This is a genomic window from Limnovirga soli (assembly GCF_013106755.1).
Classification (GTDB): domain Bacteria; phylum Bacteroidota; class Bacteroidia; order Chitinophagales; family Chitinophagaceae; genus Limnovirga; species Limnovirga soli.
In genome coordinates this window covers 183,403-210,211 of the sequence record NZ_WHPF01000001.1, presented here as the reverse complement: position 1 = coordinate 210,211, position 26,809 = coordinate 183,403, and the positions used below count along the sequence as shown (strand labels likewise).

Annotated in this window: 26 protein-coding genes; 15 read left to right on the top strand and 11 right to left on the bottom strand. The window is 40.6% G+C overall.

The window, feature by feature from the left end; all coding sequences use genetic code 11:
- Positions 1 to 58: 58 nt before the first annotated feature.
- Complete coding sequence (locus tag GD597_RS00815) at positions 59 to 1,684, bottom strand: C1 family peptidase (RefSeq protein ID WP_171605892.1); 1,626 nt, start codon at positions 1,682 to 1,684, stop codon at positions 59 to 61.
- Between the two features lie 143 nt (positions 1,685 to 1,827).
- Between GD597_RS00815 and GD597_RS00810 the strand changes: the two genes are divergently transcribed.
- Positions 1,828 to 3,255, top strand: coding sequence for an alpha-L-fucosidase (locus GD597_RS00810; RefSeq protein WP_171605891.1), 1,428 nt, complete (start codon positions 1,828 to 1,830; stop codon positions 3,253 to 3,255).
- A gap of 84 nt (positions 3,256 to 3,339) precedes the next feature.
- Positions 3,340 to 4,164: an aldo/keto reductase gene (locus tag GD597_RS00805; RefSeq protein ID WP_171605890.1), complete on the top strand. Its 825-nt coding sequence runs from the start codon at positions 3,340 to 3,342 to the stop codon at positions 4,162 to 4,164.
- A gap of 9 nt (positions 4,165 to 4,173) precedes the next feature.
- On the opposite strand, the gene GD597_RS00800 is transcribed toward GD597_RS00805, so the two are convergent.
- On the bottom strand, positions 4,174 to 5,604 hold the full coding sequence (locus tag GD597_RS00800; RefSeq protein WP_171605889.1) for a gliding motility-associated C-terminal domain-containing protein: 1,431 nt from the start codon (positions 5,602 to 5,604) through the stop codon (positions 4,174 to 4,176).
- 183 nt (positions 5,605 to 5,787) lie between these two features.
- Between GD597_RS00800 and GD597_RS00795 the strand changes: the two genes are divergently transcribed.
- Both GD597_RS00795 and GD597_RS00790 read left to right on the top strand, forming a co-directional pair.
- Positions 5,788 to 5,943 carry a hypothetical protein gene (locus GD597_RS00795; RefSeq protein ID WP_171605888.1) on the top strand — a complete coding sequence of 52 codons (156 nt, stop codon included), beginning with the start codon at positions 5,788 to 5,790 and terminating at the stop codon, positions 5,941 to 5,943.
- A gap of 394 nt (positions 5,944 to 6,337) precedes the next feature.
- Entirely contained in the window at positions 6,338 to 8,767 is a 2,430-nt protein-coding gene (locus GD597_RS00790; protein WP_171605886.1) for a TonB-dependent receptor, read from the top strand.
- A gap of 88 nt (positions 8,768 to 8,855) precedes the next feature.
- Here the strand turns inward: GD597_RS00790 and GD597_RS00785 are convergent, their stop codons facing one another.
- Positions 8,856 to 9,347, bottom strand: a complete 492-nt coding sequence (locus GD597_RS00785) for a DinB family protein (RefSeq protein ID WP_171605885.1) — start codon at positions 9,345 to 9,347, stop codon at positions 8,856 to 8,858.
- 258 nt (positions 9,348 to 9,605) lie between these two features.
- On the opposite strand from GD597_RS00785, the gene GD597_RS00780 reads away from it, so the two are divergent.
- The 4 genes from GD597_RS00780 to GD597_RS00765 all read left to right on the top strand — a co-directional run bounded on the left by GD597_RS00780 (position 9,606) and on the right by GD597_RS00765 (position 12,392).
- Entirely contained in the window at positions 9,606 to 10,064 is a 459-nt protein-coding gene (locus GD597_RS00780; RefSeq protein ID WP_171605883.1) for a hypothetical protein, read from the top strand.
- 180 nt (positions 10,065 to 10,244) lie between these two features.
- On the top strand, positions 10,245 to 11,699 hold the full coding sequence (locus tag GD597_RS00775) for a glycoside hydrolase family 30 protein (RefSeq protein WP_235954139.1): 1,455 nt from the start codon (positions 10,245 to 10,247) through the stop codon (positions 11,697 to 11,699).
- Positions 11,700 to 11,869: 170 nt separating this feature from the next.
- Positions 11,870 to 12,034 carry a hypothetical protein gene (locus GD597_RS00770; RefSeq protein ID WP_171605882.1) on the top strand — a complete coding sequence of 55 codons (165 nt, stop codon included), beginning with the start codon at positions 11,870 to 11,872 and terminating at the stop codon, positions 12,032 to 12,034.
- Positions 12,021 to 12,392 carry a type II toxin-antitoxin system VapC family toxin gene (locus tag GD597_RS00765; protein ID WP_171605881.1) on the top strand — a complete coding sequence of 124 codons (372 nt, stop codon included), beginning with the start codon at positions 12,021 to 12,023 and terminating at the stop codon, positions 12,390 to 12,392. The genes GD597_RS00770 and GD597_RS00765 overlap by 14 nt, the downstream gene beginning before the upstream one ends.
- Positions 12,393 to 12,527: 135 nt before the next feature.
- Here GD597_RS00765 and GD597_RS00760 read toward each other — a convergent pair whose 3' ends face one another.
- The 3 genes from GD597_RS00760 to GD597_RS00750 all read right to left on the bottom strand — a co-directional run bounded on the left by GD597_RS00760 (position 12,528) and on the right by GD597_RS00750 (position 15,210).
- A complete protein-coding gene (locus GD597_RS00760; protein WP_171605880.1) occupies positions 12,528 to 13,031 on the bottom strand; it encodes a hypothetical protein in 504 nt (167 codons plus the stop codon).
- 267 nt (positions 13,032 to 13,298) lie between these two features.
- Positions 13,299 to 13,928, bottom strand: coding sequence for a hypothetical protein (locus GD597_RS00755; protein ID WP_171605879.1), 630 nt, complete (start codon positions 13,926 to 13,928; stop codon positions 13,299 to 13,301).
- A gap of 325 nt (positions 13,929 to 14,253) precedes the next feature.
- Entirely contained in the window at positions 14,254 to 15,210 is a 957-nt protein-coding gene (locus GD597_RS00750) for a hypothetical protein (RefSeq protein WP_171605878.1), read from the bottom strand.
- A 392-nt stretch (positions 15,211 to 15,602) separates the two neighbouring features.
- Between GD597_RS00750 and GD597_RS00745 the strand changes: the two genes are divergently transcribed.
- Complete coding sequence (locus GD597_RS00745) at positions 15,603 to 15,938, top strand: helix-turn-helix domain-containing protein (protein WP_171605877.1); 336 nt, start codon at positions 15,603 to 15,605, stop codon at positions 15,936 to 15,938.
- A 219-nt stretch (positions 15,939 to 16,157) separates the two neighbouring features.
- Here GD597_RS00745 and GD597_RS00740 read toward each other — a convergent pair whose 3' ends face one another.
- From GD597_RS00740 to GD597_RS00720, 5 genes are all read right to left on the bottom strand, one after another.
- Positions 16,158 to 16,928 (bottom strand): hypothetical protein, encoded by a 771-nt coding sequence (locus tag GD597_RS00740; RefSeq protein ID WP_171605876.1) that lies wholly within the window; start codon positions 16,926 to 16,928, stop codon positions 16,158 to 16,160.
- Positions 16,929 to 17,232: 304 nt separating this feature from the next.
- Positions 17,233 to 18,294, bottom strand: a complete 1,062-nt coding sequence (locus GD597_RS00735) for an AbiH family protein (RefSeq protein WP_171605875.1) — start codon at positions 18,292 to 18,294, stop codon at positions 17,233 to 17,235.
- Positions 18,295 to 18,386: 92 nt separating this feature from the next.
- Positions 18,387 to 19,394, bottom strand: coding sequence for a hypothetical protein (locus GD597_RS00730; protein WP_171605874.1), 1,008 nt, complete (start codon positions 19,392 to 19,394; stop codon positions 18,387 to 18,389).
- Positions 19,395 to 19,709: 315 nt separating this feature from the next.
- A complete protein-coding gene (locus GD597_RS00725; protein ID WP_171605873.1) occupies positions 19,710 to 20,330 on the bottom strand; it encodes a dihydrofolate reductase family protein in 621 nt (206 codons plus the stop codon).
- Between the two features lie 25 nt (positions 20,331 to 20,355).
- Positions 20,356 to 20,553, bottom strand: a complete 198-nt coding sequence (locus GD597_RS00720; protein ID WP_171605872.1) for a hypothetical protein — start codon at positions 20,551 to 20,553, stop codon at positions 20,356 to 20,358.
- 88 nt (positions 20,554 to 20,641) lie between these two features.
- Between GD597_RS00720 and GD597_RS00715 the strand changes: the two genes are divergently transcribed.
- From GD597_RS00715 to GD597_RS00690, 6 genes are all read left to right on the top strand, one after another.
- A complete protein-coding gene (locus tag GD597_RS00715) occupies positions 20,642 to 21,241 on the top strand; it encodes a hypothetical protein (protein WP_171605871.1) in 600 nt (199 codons plus the stop codon).
- Positions 21,242 to 21,345: 104 nt separating this feature from the next.
- On the top strand, positions 21,346 to 21,885 hold the full coding sequence (locus GD597_RS00710) for an RNA polymerase sigma factor (RefSeq protein ID WP_171605869.1): 540 nt from the start codon (positions 21,346 to 21,348) through the stop codon (positions 21,883 to 21,885).
- Positions 21,882 to 23,513, top strand: a complete 1,632-nt coding sequence (locus GD597_RS00705) for a hypothetical protein (RefSeq protein ID WP_171605868.1) — start codon at positions 21,882 to 21,884, stop codon at positions 23,511 to 23,513. The genes GD597_RS00710 and GD597_RS00705 overlap by 4 nt, the downstream gene beginning before the upstream one ends.
- Before the next feature lie 162 nt (positions 23,514 to 23,675).
- Positions 23,676 to 24,614, top strand: a complete 939-nt coding sequence (fmt, locus tag GD597_RS00700; RefSeq protein WP_235954137.1) for a methionyl-tRNA formyltransferase — start codon at positions 23,676 to 23,678, stop codon at positions 24,612 to 24,614.
- A gap of 137 nt (positions 24,615 to 24,751) precedes the next feature.
- Positions 24,752 to 26,059, top strand: coding sequence for an adenosylmethionine--8-amino-7-oxononanoate transaminase (bioA, locus tag GD597_RS00695; protein ID WP_171605867.1), 1,308 nt, complete (start codon positions 24,752 to 24,754; stop codon positions 26,057 to 26,059).
- 209 nt (positions 26,060 to 26,268) lie between these two features.
- Complete coding sequence (locus tag GD597_RS00690; RefSeq protein WP_171605866.1) at positions 26,269 to 26,808, top strand: gluconate 2-dehydrogenase subunit 3 family protein; 540 nt, start codon at positions 26,269 to 26,271, stop codon at positions 26,806 to 26,808.
- The last annotated feature ends 1 nt before the right edge of the window (position 26,809 follow it).

The following is a 26,809-nucleotide window of genomic DNA, read 5'->3' as shown; positions in this document are numbered from 1 at the left end:
CAAGAGTGCGACGCAAGTGATGCAACATTATTATTGCGCAGCCGGGCCAAACAATATATTAGTTGTGGCTTAACTCAACCATAATAGGTACTACCGTGCCACCACTGGTGGTATTGTCATTATCATCAGCTACATTTAAATTGCGTGAGCCATTGCCTGCCACACTAAAGCCGGGCTTGGTAGCATCGTATTTTATTTTATCGGTATTAATTAATTTATTACCCAGGGCAGATTTTATTTTTTTACTAAAACTACCTTTCATGCTGTTCATGGAAGCAGCAATATCAGCTGCATCCAGTTTTTCTCTGGAATAAAGAATTAATAAATAGTCGGTACCTTTTTGATCATCCATTTTGATAATTTTCTTATCAGATGGAAATGCCACAATACTATTGGCACCAATATGAGTAGAAATAAGATCGTCAAATGGTAATATCAGGTTTACTTTTCCTGTAAGATCACTGGCAAAAGCATAGATATAAGCCTCTTGTTCTGCATTTATATAAAACCTGAATTTTGTGCCTGAAGTATAGGTTTCGTTCATTCTGTATGCCACCAGGTCTTCTTTTTTATCGGTATCAGGTATGTCTTCATCTACTACCAGGTTGCGGGTAGAAATTTTATTTACTTCCATATTGCTGCCATCGTTTAACCTAAATTCTACACTACCACCAAGGGCCACATTGTTTTCTGGTTGTGGTGCAGGCTTTGGCTCAGGCTTTGGTTTTGGATCTGGTTTTGGGTCTGGCTGTGGGGTAGGTGTTGGGTCTACATGGTGTTTCTCGGCAGGCTCTCTGGTATAAGGGTCTGCATATACCTGTAAGGCCATAGCGCACCATTGGGCATAATCGTTATAACGTATCCATACATAACCATGATCGGCCCAATCGGTACCCCAGCTGTTTAATACCCTAAAAGCACCACCGGCTTTATTATCGTCATAGCCTACAATGGCCATGGCGTGGCCGCTGTGTTTCCAATCGCTTAAAGTATCTTCTGGTTTGGTATACCAAACATCAGATGTAATGTGGAAGAATGTTTCGGGCAAAAAGAAACCGGTTGACACGGGAGTGCCTTCTGATATTGCTTTTTTGGTAAGCTCAATTTTTTCGGCAGTGGTTTTCTCATATTTGCTGTCGCCCATCATATCGGTACTGGCAAATAAAATGGCTGCATCCTGAATTTTATAATTCACCGCTTCGGCTTTAGCTACATCGGTTAAAGTGGCACCACATTGGTAAGGTACCGTTGAAAATAAGGCATCGCCACCTTTTATCATTGTTACCAAAGCATTTATTGGATCACTACCATTTTGGCAGTCAACGTCGGATGCATCTTTTATTTGTTCGTACAGGTAAGTGGGAGAAAATGCATATTTATCAATCAATGCTTTATCGGTAAGGTCATGTGTTTGGGCATATAAAATGGTAGCTACCCCATAGCCATTGGCAAACGCCACACAGGTGCCGTGGTTGCCCTGGTTGCCTGGTGTTGGACAGTATTTTTCCAGTGAATAACTGGTAGGCAGGCTTTTAAAACTGCGAAACGATAGTTCTACTTTTCTGGGCGTTTTGGCAACGGTAGCCGGGTTAAAAATGGCGCCGGTTGAATATTTATTTTGTGCCTGTACCGATATGGTTAGGCCAAATAGTGCAATGGTTAATGCAGCTTTTATTGTGTTCATTGTATTACATTAAGGGAGTTCTTAAAATATACTGCAATATGAAGATTCCAGTACAGCAACGCAATACCCAATGGTACGTATTTTTTTAAAAACTAAAATCGTATTTCTAAAAACCTAATTCTTAATGCTGTATTTTTAGTGCTATGAAAGCCATAGCATTGATTATTACTGGTATAACATTTACCTTTTTTTTGAATGCCCAGCAGGTTAAACCCTTTGGGCCTGTTCCCAGCCCTATGCAACAGGCCTGGGCAGATAAAGAGTTTTATATTTTTACGCATTTTGGCCCCAATACATTTACCGATCTGGAATGGGGTAAGGGTACCGAACATGAAGAAGTCTTTAATCCCACCCAACTGGATTGTATGCAATGGTGCCGCATAGCCAAAGCCGCCGGCGCCAAAGGCATCATTATTACTGCCAAACACCACGATGGCTTTTGTTTATGGCCCAGCAAATACTCCACCCATACAGTAGCCCAAAGCAAGTGGAAGAATGGCAAAGGCGATGTATTGCAGGAGCTGGCAACGGCCTGTAAAAAATCAGGATTGTCTTTGGGAATCTATCTCTCCCCCTGGGACCGTAACCACCCCAAATATGGCACCGATGAATACAATGAGGTATTCATTAATATGATGAAGGAAGTAGTAAGCAGATATGGCCCGCTGTTCGAATTTTGGTGGGATGGCGCTAACGGCGAAGGCCCCAATGGTAAAAAGCAGGTGTATAACTGGCAGCGTTTCGAAGCCACCTTGCGCAGTATTGCACCCAACACCCCTGTGTTTAGCGATATTGGCCCGCACATACGTTGGGTAGGTAACGAAAGTGGCTTTGCTGGCAAAACCAACTGGAACCTGCTGGATACCGCCGGTTTTAGCCGTGGTGCCGGTGGCCCATCTACCGATACCCTTAACCAGGGTAACCAAAATGGTAAAGTATGGATACCTGCCGAGTGTGATGTAAGTATCCGCCCGGGCTGGTTTTACCATGCTACAGAAGATAATCAGGTAAAATCACCTGCAGCTTTGTTTAATCTGTATCTAAAATCGGTAGGGCGTGGTTCAAACCTTTTATTAAATGTGCCGCCCGACAGGCGTGGGTTGCTAAATGAAAACGACTCAGCCGCATTGGTTGGTTTTCGGGCTTTGTTAAATACCAATTTTGCTACCGATTTGCTGGCACATGCTTCATTTGCGTTTACCAGTAATAACAAAGCCTATCACAATGCGCTTATCAGCGATGGTAAGGCCAATACCTATATTCAACTGCCTGTAAATTCTGGCAATGGTGCCCAAATTACTTTTGCTGCAAACACAACACTAAACTGTATTATATTGCAGGAGCCAATACAAATGGGTCAGCGTGTTCAGTCATTTACCATCAACTTACAAAGCGGCGGTAAAACCATTGCTACTGTAACGGGCACCACTATTGGGCATAAGCGTATACTTACCTTCCCGTCGCAAACGGTAGACGGTTTTACGCTGATTATTAACGGGGCCAAAGCAACACCACTTATTAGCGAAATAGCAGCTTATCATATAGCTGAGTCGTTGGTAGAGCAGCCATAAATTTTTTAGGAGGCGGGCTATAGCAATGCTATGCAACTTCCCTTGTGTCACTCACTTGTACTACATCAAATAAAGCAGCAAAAAATGAACAGCAGGCAGCAACCTTACAGCACACTTAGTAATGGTATTCAAATGCCCTTATTGGGACTTGGTGTGTACGACATGTATAATGCGGAAGCAGAACAAGCCGTAACAGATGCTTTGGAAATTGGCTACCGGTTAATTGATACCGCCTCCCTGTACAATAACGAAACAGAAATAGGCAATGCCGTAAAAGCAAGCGCCCTGCGACGCAGCGATATTTTTGTAACCACAAAAGTGGGTAATCCGGATCAGGGTTATGATGCTACCCTAAAAGCATTTGAAGTTAGCCTTAAAAAGCTGCAAATGGATTATGTAGATCTTTACCTGGTACACTGGCCCATAAAAGGTAAAAGAAAAGATACATGGAAAGCACTCGAGCAATTATATGCAGATAAAAGGGTAAAAGCCATTGGTGTGGCCAATTATTTAGTGCCATTTCTGGATGAATTATATGGCTATGCTTCAACAGCACCCGTACTAAACCAGATAGAATTTACTCCCTGGCTGTATCAACAGCAACTGGTGAATTATTGCAAAGAGAAAAACATTCAACTGCAATCTTATTCACCCATTACAAGAGGCAAAAAATTAAACGATCCAAGGCTATTACAGCTATGCAGCAAATATGGAAAAACACCTGCTCAAGTTGTGTTGAGATGGAATATAGAACAGGGCATTTCTACTATACCAAAGTCATCCAAAAAAATACGACTGCAGGAAAATTTTGATATACTCGATTTTCAACTCTCCCCCGACGATGTTTTGTTGATGAACAGTTTTGATGAAGGTTACCGCATTTGCGATAACCCGATGGATATGTTGTAGGCGTTACAGTTAGCGTATCAGTATTATTGTTCCTTTTAGTTGATGTGTTTGACCTGCTTTTTTGTAGCTGCAGTACCATATATAACTACTGGCAGCCGGTTGCAGTTTGCCATTAATAGTGCCATCCCAGCCAACTGATGGGGTATTGGTTTCAAATACTTGTTGCCCCCAACGGTTATACACTTTAAAGTGGTATGCTTCAAAGCTGTAACTGGTTAATACTTTAAAATAATCATTCCTGCCATCCCCATTGGGCGTAAATGCCGTTGGAAAATTAATCTGGCAATCCTTGGCCAACACCTCTGCTGAAATACTGCTAATGCCACATGCATTAGAAACGGTAACCGAATAAATGCCGCTTTTCTTAACCGTAAAATGATGTTGGGTAGAACCATCCTGCCATAAATAACTAAGAAAATCACCGGGTGATAATACCAAAGAATCTCCCTCGCAAAATCCTTCATTGCCATTGAGTACAGGCTTGGGTAAGGATTCGGTGATTAAATGCAGGGTACGTATACTATCGCAACCATTGATGGTTGTGAAAGTATCTGTATAGGTGCCGGCTGTGTTATAACCCAAATAACTGCCTCCTTCGCATATAGATTGATTGATGGTGGTTGTAGCCCTTGCTTTAATAAATAGGTTAAGCGCTATGGTAGAATCGCAGCCGGATGAAGTATGGATGGTTTCAAAACTATAACCCGGCTTGCTAATATTGCTATTGCCCAACAGGTAGGTAGAGCCTTCACAAATGGTATCGGCAATATAGGTAGCAATGTTTTGGGGAAATACGGTAGATGCCTGTATTAGCACACCCGTTTGTGGCCCGCTGGAAGCTACTTCTATTACAATGGAATTATTGCCTGCCTTCCAGTTGTGGCATAAAGAAACAGATACCATGCCTTCTAACTTTTCTCCTACTGCATGGTATGGGTCATTCACAGGAAATAAACCGCCCAATGCCCTGCTTTGTGGTATGCCGTTTACATAAATTTCATAAACTGAGTTGTCGCATAAAATATCCAGACTAAGGCAAAAGCTGCCTTCATCGTTATAGCTTTTATTACAGGGTGTAAAACAGGGCAGGTCAAAATTCATTTTGTAAAAATAATTATGATCGCCACCATGTGCACCCGATTGGTTTATGGAAATCCAGGAACAATCCGTCCAGGTACTTACATAATAATCGGGTGGTAAGGTAGACATTACAATGGCTGGTAAGTAAGGGCCGTTTATATTGTCTTCGGCAACCTGCCAGTTACGGTCTGCCAATGCACCGGCCAGCTTGCCGCCAATACCATTGGAAGCAGTATTAAATAGTTGATTGGATGGTGGCGGCCCGTTTTGAACTGTACATTGCCCAATAGCATGTATGGCTGGTATTTGGGCCAGCAACAGAAAAGTGAGAAATATACTTATTTTATATGGCCAGCTCATTTAATGATAAAGTTATAGTTATGTAATCTAAGCGCAGCCTTTAATTATACAAACGGCTTAAAGGCTTTTGTGGCTTTATATACACTATTTTAAAAGCCGCATACACAATCAGAACGTACAAGTGTGCGACGCAAGTAAAGCTGCAATAGGTTAAATAGCCGGGTACATAATGGTATTTAAAAAGTGCAGGTTTCTACCGCCTGTAATAGTGCGGCAGATGCTGTGGTGGTGTATGTAGATTGTTCATTTCCCATTTATATCCCCAGTGCTTTCACGCCCGATTACGATGAACTAAACGATGTGTTTCGCTTACTTAATTTGCACAACCAGCATTTATAAGTATGGCAATTTTTAACCGCTTTGGCCAAAAAATATTTTATGCCAAAGACCCCCACAACAGGTTGGAATGGCACCAACAATGGTACCATGCAACCCAATGGTACCTATATTTACATGGTTGTCTATTCCGATATTAGCGGCCGTTATCACGAACAAAAGGGTACGTTGTTGTTATTGCGTAAATTAATGCATTGGTATGTTACCGGCACGGTAATGCTACCAGGCTTTACTTGTGTCACTCACTTCTACGTCTGCCACTTTACGCAGCTAAGGCAATCAATTTTTTTGCAGCCTAATTCAATATGTACTGAATTCAATAGAAAATAAGTTTGCTTTCGGCCGATAGTTGTACATTTAAAACGCCTCTACACATTTCTCAAACCAGCATTGTTATATGAAATTTTTTGCAGTAATATTATTGGTAGCCGGCTATTGTATGTGCGCCAATGCACATGCACAACAACCTGCTCCAAAGCTCGATAACATTAACCGCTCTTATAATGCCCTTGTAGAAAATACAAATACAGAAAAAGTGGTATTGCAAACCGATCGTAAGGTATATATAGCCGGTGAAAAAATTTGGTTTACCGCAAAAACCGTAAACACACTCACCCAAAAAATAAGCCAGCAAAATAAAAATCTGTTTGTAGATCTTGTAGATGATAAAGACAGTGCTATCGCAAAACTGGTATTAGATAACCGGCAGGCTACCACCAATGGCGCTATCAACCTTCCTGAAGATATCATCACCGGATTTTACTGGATGAGATCCTATACCGCCGCGATACTGGCCACAGATACCGGCAATATTACCATACAACCAGTATACATTCTAAACACCCGACTGCACGACGAAGCTGTGTATAACAAACAATTTATCAGTAAGGTGAATAAATCAGCATCGCAGCCGCCCATTATTCATTTTTTTCCTGAAAGACTAACAGCGCTTCCCGGCATTATTTCAACAGGTGTATTACAAATTACTGATGAAAATAACAGCCCGTTAATAGTTGCCGGGTCACTGGTAAACAGCAATAATGTAGCAATTGCCAACTTTACCACCAATCAGCTTGGGCTGGCCCGTATTAATTTTTTAAACGAAGCCAATGAAAAATACACAGCAATTTTTTCTGTAAATGGTAAAGCCATCCCATATGCATTGCCGCCTGCAGAAAAAGCCGCTGCGCAACTCTCTGTTGCCAACCAAACCGCTAATAGTATCAAGTTGTTTATTACACTTGAAGAGGGGTTGCCCGAAAATGCAAAAGCCACTGTGTTAGGGGTACATGGCGATAGCCTTTGTTATGCGGCCATAGGCGCTGGTACTTACGGTACCACCATTTCATTAGATAATTTCCCTGGCGGTATTGCTTCTTTCCTATTATTTAATGAGCAGCAGGAACTGCTTGCCGAAAGAAAAATCTTCATCAATAAAAACAATTATCAATTAAATATCCAAGCCGATAAATTGAACTATGGTGTAAGAGATAGCGTCAACCTCGCCATCAGCCTCAACAAACCGGACGGGACACCCATTCAAACTTCACTGGCAATTGCTGTGCAGGATGCCCGGCTTACTGTTTTTACCGATAGTATTGGTGTGCATCATTTGCCGCCTTTAGATCAATCCCAACTGGCCCAATGGCTGGCAGCCAACCACAACAATTATTCCGCTGCCGATATTGATTTGCTCATGATGGCTATTCCAGCGCTGCAAAAAAATGCTATAGCAACAAAAAACGCCAATACCACATCAGGTTTGGATGATGATACAAAAATCCTCAGCCTGATAGGTAAAATCACTACCAAAAAAGGCAAACCCGAACCCAACCTGGTGGTAACCGTATTAACAAAAAACACCAATAGCTTTTTTACCGATTTTGATATTACCAAACCAAATGGAAGTTTTGAAATTCCCTTACCGCAAAACATGGATAGCTTATTATTATCCATGCAGGTAATGGACAAATACAAATTTGTACGTACAGATGAATATATTACCCTCGATACATTTAATTATCCTCAATTTGCCACGCCTGTTTATCTAAAGCAACAATTTATGGCGGCCAATAGTAATACCCTTATTGCAATGCGTAAACGCAATATCGATACCGTGTTGGCCTATCAGGGCAGGGGTTGGTTAAAGCCTGTAATCGTAACGGCCGTGGCCAAACCAGAGCTCAATTACGATGCCTCCAAACGCATAAACTCTATTTCTCAAATTCTTACCAGCGATAAATTTAGGTATGGCGGCAAGGATGCCGTAACTAATGCCTTGCTAATGGTGCCCGGCGTTTCATTAATGAGTGATGGAAACATTACCATTTTTGGTGCCATGTCTATGGGCCCTAATGCCGATACCCGGCCCTTAGTGGTAGTGGATGGTATTGCCCAGGGCCCATTGGGCGCCGGTAGTTTGGATCTGAACCCCGCTGACATTGATTTTATAGAAGTGTTGCGTGGTGGCGAAGCAGGTATTTTTGGCAACAGGGCCGGCAATGGCGTTATATCCATAAATACCCGTCATGGGCCGCCGAGGGTATTAAATGCAAAATCTAATTTTCGCATTATTGCGCCTTTAACCTATCATCTTAACGCGGCTTTTTTTATGCCCGATTATACCAGCAGCGAGCAAAAAAATAATACCCAGCCAGATCCCCGTTCCACCATTTATTGGAACAGCGATTTGGCTACAGATACTGCCGGCAAGGCAACAGTGCATTTTTACACGGCAGATAATACAGCAACTTATACAGTAACGGTTACAGGGATTACTGCAGATGGAGAAATGATCTATAAGCGCATCACCATTAACAGAAATTAGCAGGGCTAGTAATTTTTTGTACCCGGCTGTAGAATAAAGAATAAGCTTCCCTTGTGTCACTCACTTGTACGGCAACAAAAAGGGCAGCTTATTTTTTTAAATAATTCATTTGCCCCAGGTGGTAGCTTTGGTGAATGGTTCTGCTAATAATCACATTTAGTTTATTGCGGTGTGGTTCTTTGGCAAAATCCTCGGCCGATACGGAATTGTGTCGCTCCATCCAATCCGTTGGCTGCATCGCATTAAAAATGGCAGAAAGCCCAGCGTTAATCTCATTCCAATAGGCTTTTAATTCAGTAGCAGAAGGCATGGGTTTACCCGATTTGTCTTTGCTATGCAAAAACACCACATCCAGCTCGGGGTGTAATCTTTCGCTGCTGGTAAGCAGTTTAAATAAATTATCGTTTACCGCAGCAAGATGGCCTAATAAATACATGCCCGTATTTCTGCCGGGTGCAGTTTCAGCTGCCAATTGCTCATCGGTAAGGTTGGTTATTAAATCGGTAATTCTTTTATTCTCGTTATGCCATGCGTTTAGCAGCATTTTTATTACAAGTGCATCGGGTGTTGTGGTATTCATTGCAGTACATTTTAATAAAAGTAAAAATATGCAGCAATGTAGCCTATTTTACCAGCTGACCGCTGTTAATGATTGTTGAAAAGCGAAAGAATTTTCAATCATATTTATTTTTCATAGCTTGTTTCAGCTCAGATTATTAAGGTTGCGCATTATGGCAATAGGGTATCAGCAAGGAAAAAAATAAATGAAGCCCTTTAAAAATTGTACAATTGCAATACAAACAAATTGTCTTTTCCTTTAACAGCTAAACTGCCTGCCATGAAACAAGTAAGCCTGCTTCTTTTTTTAAGTATTTTTTCTACGGTATTATTTGCCCAGGATTGGCGTTACGATAAAGCCAGAAGAGAATCACAAGGCGAGGCCCGTAAAGCCAAATTTGATGATTTGGATAAAGAATACCTGGCCTATATAGGCACCAGTAAATTAAATGCTGCACTATACAAAGAGGGCATTAGCACAAAGGATAATGACCTGCGGTTGGTTGGCCTTTTGTTTAGAAATAATAACCTGGATGTTAGTGAACTATATATTGTTATTGAAAGAGACGGAAAGGTGGTCGATTCATCTACCGTATCCTGTGGGGCGGATAAAAAATGGAAGGATTTTTATATCACTTTACCCAATGTGGTAGCCAGCGAAAATTATAACCTGTTGGTATATGCCGCCGCCGACAGAAAGTTACTGGACAATAAATTGTTTTATATTAGAAAAGAATAAGGCTTTTAAAACTTACCTGCTTTTTTTGATGCCATAATTATCCGCAGTACAAGAGTGCGACGCAACGGATGCCTCCCATTACTACAATAGTTTGGCTCAAAAAAATGGATCGCTTTTTTACACGCAACATACCTATTGGCTTTCACTTACATTTGTACAAAACCTGATAAACGATTGCATATGAAAATAAGGATGCGTTACTTTTTTACTCTATTGTTTTTTTCTGTGCTGGGTTGTGCTAAAAGCAATGGCGGCACTACTAACAATGGCAATACCGGCAACAACGGCAATACCGATACGGCTAAAAAAGGATTGCCCCTAAGTTTTTGGGTAACCACCGGTAACCAAACTGCGCTGCTGCAAAAACATACCGATATTTATTTTGGTACTACTGCCAATAATTTTCCTTTTATTGATGTAGATTCCACCAAAACCTTTCAAACCATTGATGGGTTTGGGTTTACCCTTACCGGTGGCAGTGCTGCCGTTATAAATAGCCTGAACGCTGCCGATAAAGCCGCCCTGTTGCAGGAGCTGTTTGCCACCACCGGCAATACCGCTATTGGCATTAGTTATTTGCGTATTTCTATTGGCGCTTCTGATTTGAATGCCACCGTTTTTTCTTACGACGATATGCCCGCCGGACAAACCGATGAAACCATGGCCCATTTTAGTTTGGCGAATGATGCTACCGATTTAATCCCCTTGCTTAAAGAAATTCTGGCCATTAACCCAGCTATAAAAATTATTGCCACACCTTGGTCGGCACCGGTGTGGATGAAAGACAATGGCAGCACCACCGGTGGTAGTTTGCTGCCGGCCTATTATGCAGCTTATGCCAGCTATTTTGTAAAATATATTCAGGCCATGCAGGCGCAGGGCATTGGCATTACAGCCGTTACGCCACAAAACGAGCCCTTAAACCCCAATAATAATCCCAGCCTGTACATGACGGCCTTGCAACAGGCCGCTTTTATAAAAAACAACCTGGGGCCGGCTTTTCAGCAGGCGGGTATTAGTACCAAGATTGTAGCGTATGACCATAATTGCGATGTGGCTGCTTATCCATTGGCCGTATTGGCCGATGCTGCTGCCAATGCCTATACCGATGGCAGCGCCTTTCACCTCTATGCCGGCGATATTAGCGCCCTAAGCAGCGTACACAATAGCTACCCTGATAAAAATATTTATTTCACTGAGCAGTACACGGCCTCCTCCGGCGATTTTGGTGGCGATCTTAACTGGCATATTAAGAATGTGGTAATCGGCTCCATGCGCAACTGGAGCCGCAATGCCCTGGAATGGAATTTAGCCAACGATGCGGCTTATGGTCCGCATACACCCGGTGGTTGTACTACCTGCAAAGGGGCATTAACCATTAATGGCAATGTTACCCGCAATGTGGCGTATTATATTATTGCCCATGCCTCCAAATTTGTACCGGCCGGCTCGGTACGTATAGAAAGTACTATTAGCGGCAACCTGAATAATGTAGCATTTCTAACCCCCGCCGGTAAAAAAGTATTGCTGGTGCAGAATACGGGTAGCGAAGTAGCCAGTTTTAATATACGCTATAAAAGTAGTTGGGTACCCACCACCCTTGCCGGCGGCGCCGTAGCTACCTATACCTGGTAAATAAACAATACAAATTATTGGCCCGGCATTGATCACCTCATGAAGCTTTACTTGCGTCGCACTCTTGTGCGGGGGGATGGGGTGGGGGCTGTTGCTTAGGGGGAGAGTATGAAAAGCCGTTTGGAATTATATAGTCAAGTATTATTACTTTTACTTTAAAATAAATAATTATGGTTTTGGTTTTGAAAAAAGGCGCTTCCAAAAAAGAGATTGAGTCAATTGAAAAGAAACTAAAGAATAAAACCGGCGTTGACACAGTAAAATATTGCGGCTTAATAAAGCTAAAGGAAGATGCATTAACAATACAAAAAGCGTTGAGAAATGAATGGCAATAGTTTACTATTAGATACCAATGCGGTTTTATATGTTTTGGCCGGAGATGAAACTTTAGCGGCATTTTTAAATGGCAAGGATCTTTATCTTTCCATCATTTCTGAGCTAGAACTGCTTTCTTATAAAAAATTAACCCAAAAAGAAACCAAAGCAATTACCTCCTTTTTAAAAGAGCTTAAGATTGAGGGTATTTCAGAAGAAATAAAGCATATTACCATCAATATCAGAAAAGCAACAAGTTTAAAACTTCCCGACTGTATCATCGCAGCAACTTCAAAAGCACTCAGTATACCTTTAGTTACTTCAGATAAACAGTTAGGCGCTGTTGAAGGTTTGGATGTAATACTCTATGAAAGATAAGTCCAATTGAAAGTTTATTGAGGAATGAAAGATGTTTCCCTAAATTCATCAAAGTTCCAAAGACTATTTTCTCTGTCCCCGAAGCCGGTTAATATGCTGCTGGCATCACCATAATTTTGTTAGCCGCAGTTGTGCTTACTTTGAAATTAAGCTTGCTAAAAATTTCTGTTTTCTTTTCGTATATCGATATCTCAATAAGCAGCCAATCAATAAAAGAATCCCAAAAATAATTTTTGTACCACCTTCACTAACTGCAGGGACTAAATAGCGAGATGAAATTCCAACTGTTACTGTTGAATTAAGCAATTGAATTATTCCACCAAGTACAAAGGCAAAAGCTATAAACAGTAAAAAAGGAATAATGTATTTTGATTGCTTAAACTTAGGATGTGCCTTGCTATAAAAAAAATTAAGCAAGTTTTTATTTTTGATGTAATGAATAATAGCATCATCTATATTTTTTGGCAAACGATTTGAAAAATTATTTAATTTATACAAGCCACCAAGCATATAAGCTGTTTCTTCGTCATTATCAGCATATTCGATTATATCAGTAAGGAGTTTATCAAAATCCTTATTGGATTTTATAAAATTTGTTGCTCTTAATTTTTGAAGTATATCTTTAAAAGTATCAGGCATATAATTATGGCTAACTCAAATATAATAGCAATATCCAATAATTTTAAGAAATAGTTCCCTTCCTTATTGTAACCTTCCCCGTTTTGATGAAGTATGCAGCTGCCGTTGCGTCACACTCTTGGGCGGGGGGATGGGGTGGGGGCTGATATTGTGGGGTATTGAAATGGCTGGTTAGTTATTCCTTGTAAATGAGCAGTACAAAAACAAACCGCAGAGTCTTGTACAAATCTATTAGTACTAGACTCTGCGGAAAAGGAAAAATAGAGGCTAATTAAATCCATTAACTGTATTAAGTGGAAGTGGAGTTTTCTTCCAAACGAAGAATCCTCCTTTAACTAATTTTGATACCGGTATTCCATAAGCTAACGTGTAAAAAAAGCGATTTTCTTTTGTTGAAATTGTTCCTAGTTCATAGCCGCATCCAACTTGAAAGTTTAGTAGGCTTACGGAAAATGTTGGCGCAAAGATGTTTGTATTGTTTTCGGTACTGGAATTAGCAGCAAATAATAAACCCAATTGTAATCCAAAAGTGTTATTCATTTCACGGTTAATGATTTTTTTGTCAGCATCGGTAGTTAGCTCTAATCTGCCCCAATTAATACTTATTCCTGCTCCAATTGAATTAAAAAATGAAATATTCCCTTTTTGATTATTGTCAGCCCCATCTTTTGAAACTGTGTTAAACCGGATAATTGGAACTACAAAATTTGTATTTATAACTGTAGCCGCATAAGTTGAAGTTGTTGATCTTTCAAGTTCGCTAGTATTTTCCCGAAGAGATTTAATTAGTTTTTCTTCTTTTGTGGTCAGCGTCATTTTTTCGTCAGGTTCTTTTTGAGCAATACTGAAAAGCGGCAGTAGAAATAGCAAATAAAATAAAACTCCTTTTGTTTTCATGATTCTTATTTTTAGTGTGTATAAAGAAATTTAGACTACGGTTTATCCCCCCCCACACAAATCTCCCCAATCCCCCACCGCCCACCACAAGTAAAAACACCCATTCTGCACCCGTGTTTTCACGGTATATGGAATTGGGGGGAGTCAATAAAATATTGGATGATGGTGTGGGCAATAACTACCTGGTTGGTTTGCGTTTTACAGGTATATTAGTTGCCCTATTAGTGCTGTATGTTGGCTGCGTTTGGTTGCTGTTGTACAAGTGTGCGACGCAACGCAGGCCTCATAGTATTGCTGCTGTTCGGCTCAAAAAATTTCTGCATCATTAGCTCTCAAACCCGGCCCTTACTACTACGTTTATCGTTCCATTATTGGTGAACTGCATATTGGGCTTGCTGGTATCTAACGACATTTGCAATAGCGTATCCTTATACGTGGTTTCGGGCTGAGCCGTAAATCCGCTGCCCGGTGTGCAGGGGCTGGCGGGTGAGTCGGCCGTGCATACAATTATGCCATTGCCGCCAATTACCCGCAGGTATAATTTTTTAGCAGGGTCAAGCGTGCCGGTAAAAAAGTTGATAAAGCCATTGGCCGGTACGGTATAGTTCTGTACTGCAAAGCCGGCACTATCGCTGCCGCCGCCGCTGTCATCAATGGCGCGGCTTAGTTGCCAGCCCAGGTATAGTGGGGCATTGGTATATTCAAATACCGCCATCTGATCGTCGCAGCTGGCCAACAGGGCATCGGTGGTGGTAAACAACGCGTCTACCGTTGTGCCGGCTACCTGACTGTTTATTTGCTCGCTACGGGGCTTTTGCAGCCAATCCCTAAAGGCGTTTATCTTGGTGTTAAGGTCGGTAACCATTACGGCGGTTACGCCCCAGGGGGCCAGCAGGGCTTTAATGGGCAGGGCAATATCCAATACCCTGTCGGCAATTACCAGCAGGTCCGCATCGCGGCTGCTTAGTACATCTGTTTTAGTAAATGTTGCCAGCATTTTTTTGGCCGTATCGGCATGGGTGGTATAATAGCCCCGGCAGGCGGCGCCAATGGTAAGTATGCTGGTTTCGGCATCGCTGCGGCTATTGCCCTTGCTGGTGGTAAAACCGGTAAGGTTGCGGGTAGCGGTGCTATCTGCATCTACAATGGCAGTAATATTGGCATCAATACTGGTTACGGTAGTGGCAAAAAATGGGTTAATAGCCAGTGTGGCGGCATTGGAGTTTAGATACAACTGACATTTCACAAACATGCCAAGTTTGTCTTCTTTAGAAGCGTTCATGGGTACGATTTTTAGAGGCTGGTTAAAGTTTAATTACGGATTAGAGCAGTAAATTATAATAATAATTATATATGCAAAATTAAATTGAGGGTATTTTATATTAAATTTTTGTAGTGTATAAACTGTTGTTTACTAATTTATATATGGGTAAATATGGCTACTGTTTACACCTGCAAATACGCTGATGATATGTGTAAATATGCCGTATACAATGGTTAACCTGCTATATGTACATATTTATACGCCACCCGTACAAGTACATCAGCCATATGTATGGATACATGCGCTATTTGTACGTATTTATACGCCATTTGTACGGTTTTATATGTTATTTATACGTATTTTTAAAAGGTAATTAGTTCAAAACACCCACAACATCAATCCCCCCTAATATGTTAGTACTAAATATTAAAAATCTGTGCCGCTTACGTGGTATTCCGCACCCCCAAAAAGCATTAATACAGGCAGGTATTAGCGATAAAGTGGCCACCCAGTATTTAAAGGGTAATAAAAGCACCATTTTATTGGCCCATATAGAAATACTTTGCAAGCTATTGAATTGCCGGCCCGACAATTTGTTTGCCTGGCAACCCGATACCCCTGCCGACGACCAACCCAACCACCCCTTACAAGGCATACGCATACGCCCATTGGCCAATGCCCTGCACCACCTGCAACAAATGACGGTGGAAGAAGCCGAAGCCCTGCTACGCAGCCGGGAAATGTAAGGGCATAACCTGTTGAAAATTATGTATGAGCCGGGCTAAAGATGAAGCATTAAGCTGCCGTTGCGTCGCACTCTTGTGCGGGGGGATGGGGTGGGGGCTGTTATTGGTGGGGAGTAATGAACAATTAATTATTTCACGTGCTGCAGAGTTACTGCTTGGCTAAAAGCTAGTTGGATTAGTGATTGCGGAAAAGGAAGAAACTGATAGCGTAGGGTGCCTTTATTCTTCATTGTCATTGTAACCGATCAAGTCTATATGTGGCAGGTTGCCCAGGTTATATTTCCTTCCTTTGAGTTGCTCAACAACTTTTTGTCTGTCAATTCCAAATTTGTCAGATATATAATGATAGTGAGGTTGTCCATTTTTCCAAGTTTCTTTTCCTTTTAAACTATCAAAAGTTAGAAAAAAGCAATGCCAAGAAGTTTTATTGTCAAAAAATTTTGCAACAATTACTTTTCTATGATCAACAGCTTGTTTTAATTGACCATCTGTTAATGACGTATCTCCAATTTTAAAAACCGTATCTCCTTTTATTTCAACAAGTTTGGGCATTTTACTTTTGTCAAGTCCATTCTGGTAATATTCAGATGTATATTGGCTAAATCTAAAACCATAATCAGTCCAAGCCTTGAAAATAAACCCAATTAATTGGTCAGGTGTTATTGATAAATTTTTTAAAAGTTTTATTTGGTCTTTCTTCGTGTTTGCAGTCAATAAAGCAATCAAATTGTCAGGAATTTTTGTATCATTAATATCCTTTAATTTTTTGAACCAATCCTTTAAGGCTTCCTTATGGATAAAATTTTCAATAAATTCTAAAGGAATTGGTGGTTTTTTTAATAGTATTAAATCTCTCATCATTGAAACATTAGTCACAATAAAACTTTCTGCAAAATGTTGGGTCGGGTCTACAAATTCAAAATCTGGTGAATTAAAAATTGTATATGAACCTTGTCCACTTTCCAATGGTATTGTGTGTTTTCTAATCATTTTGTTTCAGTGTTGTAATTGTAACGTTGCCTAAAATTTAAATATAGTCGCAATCTCCAATAATTTTAAGAAATAGTTCCCTTGTTTATTGTAACCTTCCCTGTTTTTATGAAGTATGTAGGTGCCGTTGCGTCGCACTCTTGTGCGGGGGATGGGGTGGGGGCTGTTATTTTTGGGGAGTTTAGTTATCTGTATTTCTGTAAAATAAGATAGATCCTTTTTTGGCATTTCCGTTTGCAATGCTATTCCTAAATGAGGCTGTGTAATGTAAAGAGGTAACAAACTGCCTGAAGTCCTAAGTTTTTTAAACATTAGGATTTTGGGGGATTATATTTTTTATGTTCTTGTGGCCTACTTTTCTTCGCATCATATTTTTATTATTTGGTTTAAAATGTCTCGAAATTTCAAATGTGATATCCCTAAAATTATTTGTACCTGATTTTGTTTCGTAAAAAAATATTTCTATTGCTTTACAATTTGGATGCTCGAATATTTCATTCAATAATATTCTGTCTGATAAGCCGCAAGAATGCCCAACTATAAATGCAGTGAAAGGAGCAGAATCAATATAGTTAAGAACCTTATGGTAATTTTCTGTTTGAAAATATCCAAATGATTTTATATGCTCTAAGTATATGTTTTCCCCGGAGTCTTCAATGTTTTGATATACTGGATCGCTTTCATCCCCATACCCAAAAATAATAGGATTGTTTATAAGGTCGGCGGCCCTGCCATGTATATAAATTATGTCATCTTCCTTGGCATACTTTTTTGCTACTAGAGTTTCTGTATAATTAAAATTTAAAAATTTTATTTCTTGGCCTTTTTTAGCCCTCTCAAATGCAATGGATAAATTTTTACTACCCTGCTTAATTTCAAGAGGAGATACATCTTTAATTGTACTATTTACATACTTAATATATTCTGAAAGTTCATTAATAATGCAATTAAACTGATTATTTAATTCCCTAACCATTTTGATTTTATTATTATAGCTAGTTTCTGAAAAAAAATATTGCTTTAATTGTTTGTAATAATAATATTCAATATCAACCCAATTTTTTGATTTAAGTGAATTTATTATGCTCTGAAAAAAAGGTGAATTGTATTTAATTTTTTGTGGGGAGTTGCCTTTAAAGAAGTTTAGCACTTCTTCCATCGTTTTAGGTAATGTAGTATAATGGATATTCATTCCAATGAAAATGTTATCTATTTCAATTAATGAGTCATTATATTTATTATTTGAAATTGATTGTTGGAATGCTTTACTCAAATACCAATCTAAATAGTCTTTGTAACTAGTTTTTAGGCCATGTGCTAAATCAAAACCATTTCCAATAAGTATAAGTTTATTCGTTTCTTCCATATTTGTTGAGAATAGTTAATGAATTAATAGGATTTGTTGGCACGATGCAACACGACAATAGTAATTTCAAAAATCGTTATTGCTATCAGCATTTAGAGTTCTAATGGGATGAAATAATTATAAACATCATTTGTTGATTTAATTTGTATATCAGCACTTAATTCAAATTGATTTTTTAGAAAATCTCCTGTTTTAGTTTTGTCTTGATAGTAAATCTTTTTGTGTTTTGAATTTGCCTTAAAGCCTGAGAAAACTTCTTTATCAATTTCCCTGTTAAAAAAGGGAAATGTATATCCAATTACAACTAGGATGTCTGTTTCAGCCATGATTTTTTTTGCATGTTTTACCGCTAATGAATCCTCTACTTTTTCTTCCCATCCAAATTTCATCAATGCGTTTGCATATCTAGTTTCATGAATATGAGTTAATAAATCATTTAAGTTTTCAGGCTTAGATTTACGAAAAATATGGTCGTTGATTGACCAATTTTGTGCGGTGGTATTGTATGCTCCCGCAATTCCATTTAGATGCACTAGAGAACATTGCTCGTTTATGCTTGTGCTAGTGTGTCCAAGGCTTGGATGGTATTCTATGAGTGGAGGTAAATGTTTTGCACCAGTCCTTGTGTTTTCAAATTCTTCTTTCACAAAATGTTTAGCAGCAATTTGTATCTGAAAATCATAGTTCCAAGTAATTATTTTGATGTTGGGAGGGAAAATCTTATCATATTGTAATATTGTAGTTAAGAAAATTAACGCTCTTTTATCAAAACAATTATTCAGTAATTGTTCATATAAGAAGTAAAAAGATAGGGTCTCCTTTAAGTTGAGTAGACTCATACGGTCTTTCAGGTGGAGATATTTGGCGTAAGTGTCTATTGTGCCAAATTGCTCTGCTTTATCCGCTAAATTTATCAATGATTTAATTTGTTTATCCCTGTAATTTTTATTGTCATTTTCTAAGTCTGCATCCTTTTCAATTTTTTTTGAAAGAAGTCTGAAATTTTTGGGTAGTGTATTTACCACTGGTAGAGCTTCAGCGCTTGCCCCTGCGCCTAAATAATATGTTATGTTGAAGGGGGAGGTTCTGTATTTCTCCATTTTGCAGGATTTAAAATGCTTTAATTAATTAAAAGATTTAGATAAAAATATCTGCCGAAGCAAGGAGACAATGTTCATAAATTTCGGCTTTATAAACTAAATATAAAAGTAAAACTTCATAATAATTATACCTTTTGTTTGTGGTGTCCTGAATTTATTCTGTGGCAAACTTCTACATTGTTTGTAAAGGATTTAATCAAGACAAATAAGTTTCAATTTTGAAAAATTATTAGAGGCATTTTACTGTGGCTGTTGGCTTCCACACCAACAGCCACTTCTCCAACTATGCCCAACCGTTATTAGCGGTTCTTATTACTATTTCCTCGTTAATCTATATCTTAAATGAGTAGTTAGAGTAGAAGGCACTACTTCTTCAATTGCTATGTGGTAGGTATTATTATCAATGCCTTCAAAAAGCCGGATACCGGTACCTAAAAAAACCGGCGCAATATGTATAAAAAATTCATCTACCAGTCCTGCCTGTAAATATTGTTGAATGGTGTTGGCTCCACCTTGTATTCTTATGTCCTTACCTTTTGCGGATTGTTTGGCCTTGTTTAAAGCGCTTTCTATACCATCATTGATAAAGTAGAAAGTAGTGGTGCCTTCCTGTACCCAGGGTTCCCGTTCTTCGTGTGTTAATACATACACATCGGCTTTATACAGGTCGTTTGGCCAACTCGCTTCGCCTTCCTCAAACATGCGTTTTCCCATAATGTAGGCACCGGTGCGTTCAATGGTGGCTCTGATAAACTTTCCATCCGGTCCATCTTCCTGGCCTGCTTCCATTCCCAGGTGTTCCCAAAAAGCTTTTTGTTGAAACATCCACGCATGTATTTGCCCGGATACACCACCCATGGGGTTGTTTGGGCCTCTGTTATCTCCTGCAAAAAAGCCATCAAGTGATATGCCGCTGTCAAAAATAATTTTGCTCATAATTTTTGTTGGTTGGTTTTATTGGTTAGAACAGTTGCGTTGCAATTACTGCGTTCTCAAATATAGCCGCAATATCAGTTAATTTTAAAAAAGGGTTCGGTTTTTTACCGGTGTTATTGTCCTCAACAACATTCATTTCTTCCATCAAAGCCCCACAAAGTATCCAACCGTACAAGAGTGCGACGCAAGTACGGCCGCCATGCAATCCCCCTGCCCGGCTCATAAAAAAATATTTTTAAAACCTTCTAACATTTGCCAATGCACCGCCGTAAGCTATTATGAACACCATTGTTTACTTAAATTTTTATGCGATGAAAAAATGGCTTTTTGGTTTGGCAGCGGCAACTTATATAATGGTTGCCTGTAATAAAGAAGCAAGTGTAAGCAGCAGCTTACCGGCAAACAGTATTTCGGTTACCGCAACCAGTGCACTAATGAATGTAAGTGCCAGCGCCCTTAGCGCGGATGACTCGCTGGTAATTTATTTTGAAGGCAGTGCCGAAGACAGCATTTGCTGGTTATTTGATGGAGATAGCAGCTATGGCCATCATGAGGACCACCATGGGCACGATACCACCGGGCATGATAGTACCTGGCATGGTGATGGGGATTCTATCCATATTTTTGATGGCGATAGTCTGAACCATTTTGAGGATTCGCTACACCACCCGTACGACAGTAGTTTTGTACACAACGATTCTACCAATTGCCGTAATCTGGATAGTGCCGGGTACCATAAAAAAGGCCATTATATGCAGCCTGGTTTTACCATTACCGTTAATGGCAATAAAGCCACTTTAAGGGTATTGCGTACCGGTAATTATATGTTAACCGCCAAAGCCTATGCCCGCAGCAGCGATGGTAGTTATACCTTAATAAAATCGGGGTTTATAAAATTAACGGCCCGCTAAATTATTTTTGTACCAAAAGAAAGCTATGGCTAACACTATAGCTTTCTTTTTAACGTTATAAAGGCAGCGTATGTAATATTTGTACACCAACCTTTTTTCTTTTTTTGCAGGATAATAGCTTAATACAAGGCTGTAAGGCCAACGATAGAAAGGCTCAGTTTGAGTTTTATCAAAAGTACTTTGCTTTTGTATCGGGTATTTGTTTGCGTTATCTTTCCTCGGCCGCTACGGCACGTGAAGTTACCAATGATGTTTTTTTAAAGCTGTTTACCAAAATAGCCCTGTTTGATGCAGCACGCGGTTCTATGATGGCCTGGATAAAAACCATTGCCGTAAATACCTGTTTGGATAAACTAAAACTAACATCGTTTGAACAATTTCATACCGAGCTGGAAGAAAAACACGAAGCATTTGCCGATGCAGTACCCGAAGAAAGGCTTACTACAGAAGACCTGCTGCTATTTTTACAAAAGCTGCCCGAAAAGCAATCAGTAATTTTTAATTTATTTGTGGTAGAAGGATATTCGCACGATGAAATTGCGGCCATGCTGCATATCTCATCCGGCAATAGCCGTTGGTATGTAAGCGATGCAAAACAAAGATTGAAAAAATTAATTACCGCCAGTGGATACCTGGTAAAATGACAGAGGAACAGGAGCCATATAAACACATTCAGGAACAACTGCAAAAAGCACAGTTGCCCCCCGAACAGCAGGACTGGGAAGCCATGAGCCAGCTGTTGGATACTGCTATGCCTGCAGGTAATGGCGGCGGCACAGGTGGTGGCAGCCAGTTGTTACAACGTTTTGCCGGCTGGATGGGTGGTGGTGTTGTGGTGCTGGTAATTACGGCTACTGTTATATGGTTGTCAAACACAAACCAAAATACCAGTTCCCCGGCTACAACTAATACCTCTGTTGTGGCCACAGAAAAAATGACTGATACGGCCGCAACCATTGCAACAACCCCCAATAGCCAACCAGCCATACCAACCACAACAGCGGATAATAATGCTATAGTTACAACAGATAGCCCAATAGCAGCAGATAATAACACCATTACACGGCAGGTGGGTGGTGATCAAACACTTGCCCCAACAACCGCCAGCGCAAAACCAAATACCAAAGCGGCAGCGCAGTCGACTGCAAACACAGTAAAGCAGCAACACCCGAAAGCACCAGCTACAACAGGCAACAACAACCCATCAGCTAAACAGGTGCAGGTAAAAAATAAAACAGGTAAAACAGCTGGTGCGGAAAACACAGTCAGCAAAGAATTCAACGCTAATCCAAAAAATAAAACAGCCATCAATAAAGTTGCCCAACCAGCGCCGTCGACACAACAGGATTTTGCCAGTTTATTACCCGATCAGTTACCGGCTGACAACAATGCTAACAACGATAAAAAGGAAGTTCCAAATAATCTGGCATCCAATACAACAAACCAACTACCACCTACAGCCATCAACAAGGTGCAGCAGGATAGTATTGCTGTTGTACAAACTGTGGTGTACCAAAATGCGAATCAGTTAAGTAAGGGCTTGCTTATAGCAGATGATGATAAAGTAAAAGACAGTATCAGCCGCCAATCCACCCTTGCCAAACAGGGTAACCAAAAACAGTCGGCCACCTTACAGCCAGGTAAGAATATATTGGTGCCCTTTCAGTTTGGCTTGCAGTTATCGCCCATACAATTCAATTCGGGTATTGGTACATCGCCGCAGTTTAATGTGGTGCCGGGTTTGTTTGCACAGGTTAATTTTAATAAGCAGTTTTTTGCAGGCATCAATATGCAACCCTATTTTAAATACAATTTGGGCAATAGCATTATTCATAAAGATTCCACGGTACGTATCGATTCTGGCCGCATAGAACTATCTACCAAACAAACCATTGCCAATAGCCTCTCTGCTTTTAATTTGTATGGCTATGCCGGTTACAGGTTTAACCAACATATCTCCATTCAATTTGGCCTGGGCAGCGATTTGGTATATGCCAGAAATATTACCGATATAAAAAGAGATTTTGTAAACAACCAGTTACAATCCGAGCACCGCGACAGGCAATCGGTTTCTCCCCGCCACAATGCCTACCAGCAATTTGCCCGGTCTGCCGGCTTTTACAATATCTATCTGTATTACCATACCGGCCGTTTTGATGTGGGGGCGGGTTATATGCAGCATATCAATAGCTGGTTCAACAAATCGCCGCAGCAGCCGGCCAATATAAATGGGCAGTTGCAATTATCCCTTCGCTACCGCTTGTTTAAATAAATCATCGCTAATAATGTATTGCAATATTTTGTTACCGGCAGCGGTACCCATGGCATCGCCGCTTGCGTCGCAGTACGTTCATCGTTCGGGGCAGTGGTCAGCAATGGCAAATCAAATACAGTAAACGCAACAGCCTTACCTGCCGATGCTTATTTTTGCAGCATGAAGTCATTACAGGATCTAAGAATAGTTTTCATGGGTACCCCCGAATTTGCAGTGGCCTCCTTACAGGCATTGGTAAACGCAGGTTGTACCATCGTAGGCGTTATTACCGCACCCGATAAACCCGCCGGTCGCGGCATGAAACTTACCCAAAGTGCCGTAAAAAAATATGCCGAAGAACAAGGCCTTCACATATTACAACCCGAAAAATTAAAGAATCCCGATTTTATCACTTCCCTGCAAGCCTTACAAGCCGATGTGCAGGTAGTAGTAGCTTTTAGAATGCTGCCCGAAATAGTGTGGAGTATGCCACCCATGGGCACCATTAATGTGCATGGCTCATTATTGCCCCAATACCGTGGGGCAGCACCTATTAACTGGGCTGTTATAAATGGGGAACCCTTTACCGGAGTTACTACTTTTAAATTACAGCACGCCATAGATACCGGTAATATTCTGTTGCAGGACACCATTGCCATTGATGCAGATACCACTGCAGGAGAACTGCACGATACCATGAAAGAAACAGGTGCCGCATTGCTGGTAAAAACACTCACCCAACTGGCAGCAGGTATTGTAACCGAGCTTAACCAATCATCCATTGTAAACGAAGCCGTCCTACGCCATGCCCCCAAAATATTTACTGATACCTGTCGTATATCATGGGAGCAACCTGCATCGCAAATACATAATCTCATCAGGGGTTTATCGCCATACCCCGGTGCTTTTTGTTTGCTGAATGACAAAATGCTTAAAATATTCCGCAGCAAAAAAGAAATAGTGGCGCATGGCCTAACACCCGGTACCCCGCAAACCGATGGTAAAAACTTTTTAAAATTTGCCTGCACTGATGGGTTTATTCAAGTATTGGAAATGCAGCTGGAAGGTAAAAAACGCATGCAAACTGAGGAGTTTTTACGCGGCTACCGCTTTGCTTAATGGTTTAAAATACTAATTGCTGCGGTGCATTCAGGCGTACAAGAGTGCGACGCAAGTAAAGCCGATTATCTGTTCTTTGCCCTACCTCCAAAAAATTGGCTTTATGCATTTCACTGCATCTGCTCTACATTTGCGCCATGGATTTGATTGCAAGAGACCGGGCATTTGTGTGGCACCCCTTTACGCCGCAAAAAGATATGGCTAACCCCATTGCCATTACCAAAGCCAATGGCACTATTTTATACGATGAACAGGGCAATACCTATATTGATGCCATAAGCAGCTGGTGGGTTACTTTGCACGGGCATGCACACCCCTATATTGCACAAAAAATATATGAACAGGCTTTGCAGCTGGAGCAGGTAATATTTGCCGGTTTTACCCATGCCCCCGCTGTAGACCTTGCCGAAAAATTACTCGATATTGTACCCGGCAACTGCAGCCGCATTTTTTACAGCGATAATGGCTCAACCGCTACCGAAGTAGCCCTTAAAATGGCTATACAATACTGGTGGAACAAGGAAGGAGATTATGCCGCTGGGCAGCTGCCAAAACGCAATAAAATACTGGCGTTTAAAAATGCTTACCACGGCGATACTTTTGGCGCCATGAGTGTTAGCGACCGCAGCGTATTTACACTGGCTTTTCATAACCTTTTATTCGAAGTTGTTTTTATTGATACCCCCACTGCCGAAAATATTGCAGCCTTACAAACCACAGTGCAGCAAGCTGCACCGGAAATAGCCGCTTTTATTTACGAGCCCCTGGTACAGGGAGCCGGCGGTATGAAAATGTATGAGGCTGTTTACATGGATGCCTTATTGCATACCGTAAAGGAACAGGATATTATTTGTATTGCCGATGAAGTGATGACCGGCTTTGGCCGTACAGGTAAATTTTTTGCCAGCGATTACCTGCAACATACACCCGATATTGTTTGTCTTAGCAAGGGCCTTACCGGCGGCACCATGGCATTGGGCGCCACCGCATGCACCGACCGTATTTACGAGGCCTATGTAACGGATGATAAGTTAAAAACGTTTTTTCACGGCCACTCTTTTACTGCCAATCCGCTGGCCTGTACTGCCGCCCTGGCCAGTTTGGATTTATTGCTGCAGCCCCAAACATTAAACGCCATTGAATGGATTGCCGCTGCCAACAAACATTTTATTACACAGCTGGAAAATGCTTTTGCACAGCAAACAAAACCTTATAGAAATTTACGCACACTTGGCACCATACTGGCTTTTGAAATTGCCGAAGGCAAAGATGAATACCTGAACAATGTAGGCACCCTAATTACCCAGTTAAATTTGGCACAGGGCGTATATATGCGCCCACTGGGCAATACAGTGTACATTATGCCGCCTTACTGCATTACCCCTGCCGAGTTGGAAAAAGTATATGCTACCATCAACCAGCTGCTTACAAATTGGAATAAGTAGAGTGGGTGTACCCAACCGTATCGCAAGGGGCGGCATTAGTTGCGTCGCACACTTGTGCGTTCGGTTAATAATGGGCAAAGCAACAGCAAGTAAGTTATCTTAGTGAAAACTTATCATTTGCACATATTCTTTTAGCTATTGCCTGTAGGCATGCTTGCTTCAATTAACTTTAACTGAAATATTTTCTCAATACACATTATTGCACTGCCATGGTAAACCGAAGAGCCGCGTTAAAACAATTTCTGTTAATAGGTGCAGGTGCAGCCATAGTGCCCGGCTGTCTACCCGGTAATGATAAAGCTTTACAAGCGCTTAATAATATTAGTATTACCCGCCAACAGGAGCAAACCATTGAAGCCCTTGCTGGTATTATTTTGCCTGCAACCAAAACACCCGGCGCCAAAGAAATACAGGCACCTGCATTTGTACTAACCATGGTAGATGATTGTTATAAAAAAGAAGACCAGGCATTATTTATAAAAGGCCTGGAAGCATTTGAAGCATTTGCCAAAGAAAAAGCTGGCAAGTCTTTTTTAGAAGCAGATGCAGCAGCACAAAACAATATCATCAGTGCCTTGCAAGCAAAACAGGGCGAAACTGCCACAGACAGTCTGTTATATTTTTATACCAAAACAAGGGCATTAACTATACAGGCATATACTTCCTCTAAATTTTATATGACGAATATTAAAGGGTACAAAATGTTGCCAGGTACTTTCAAAGGCTGTGTGCCATTACAAAACGCTTAAT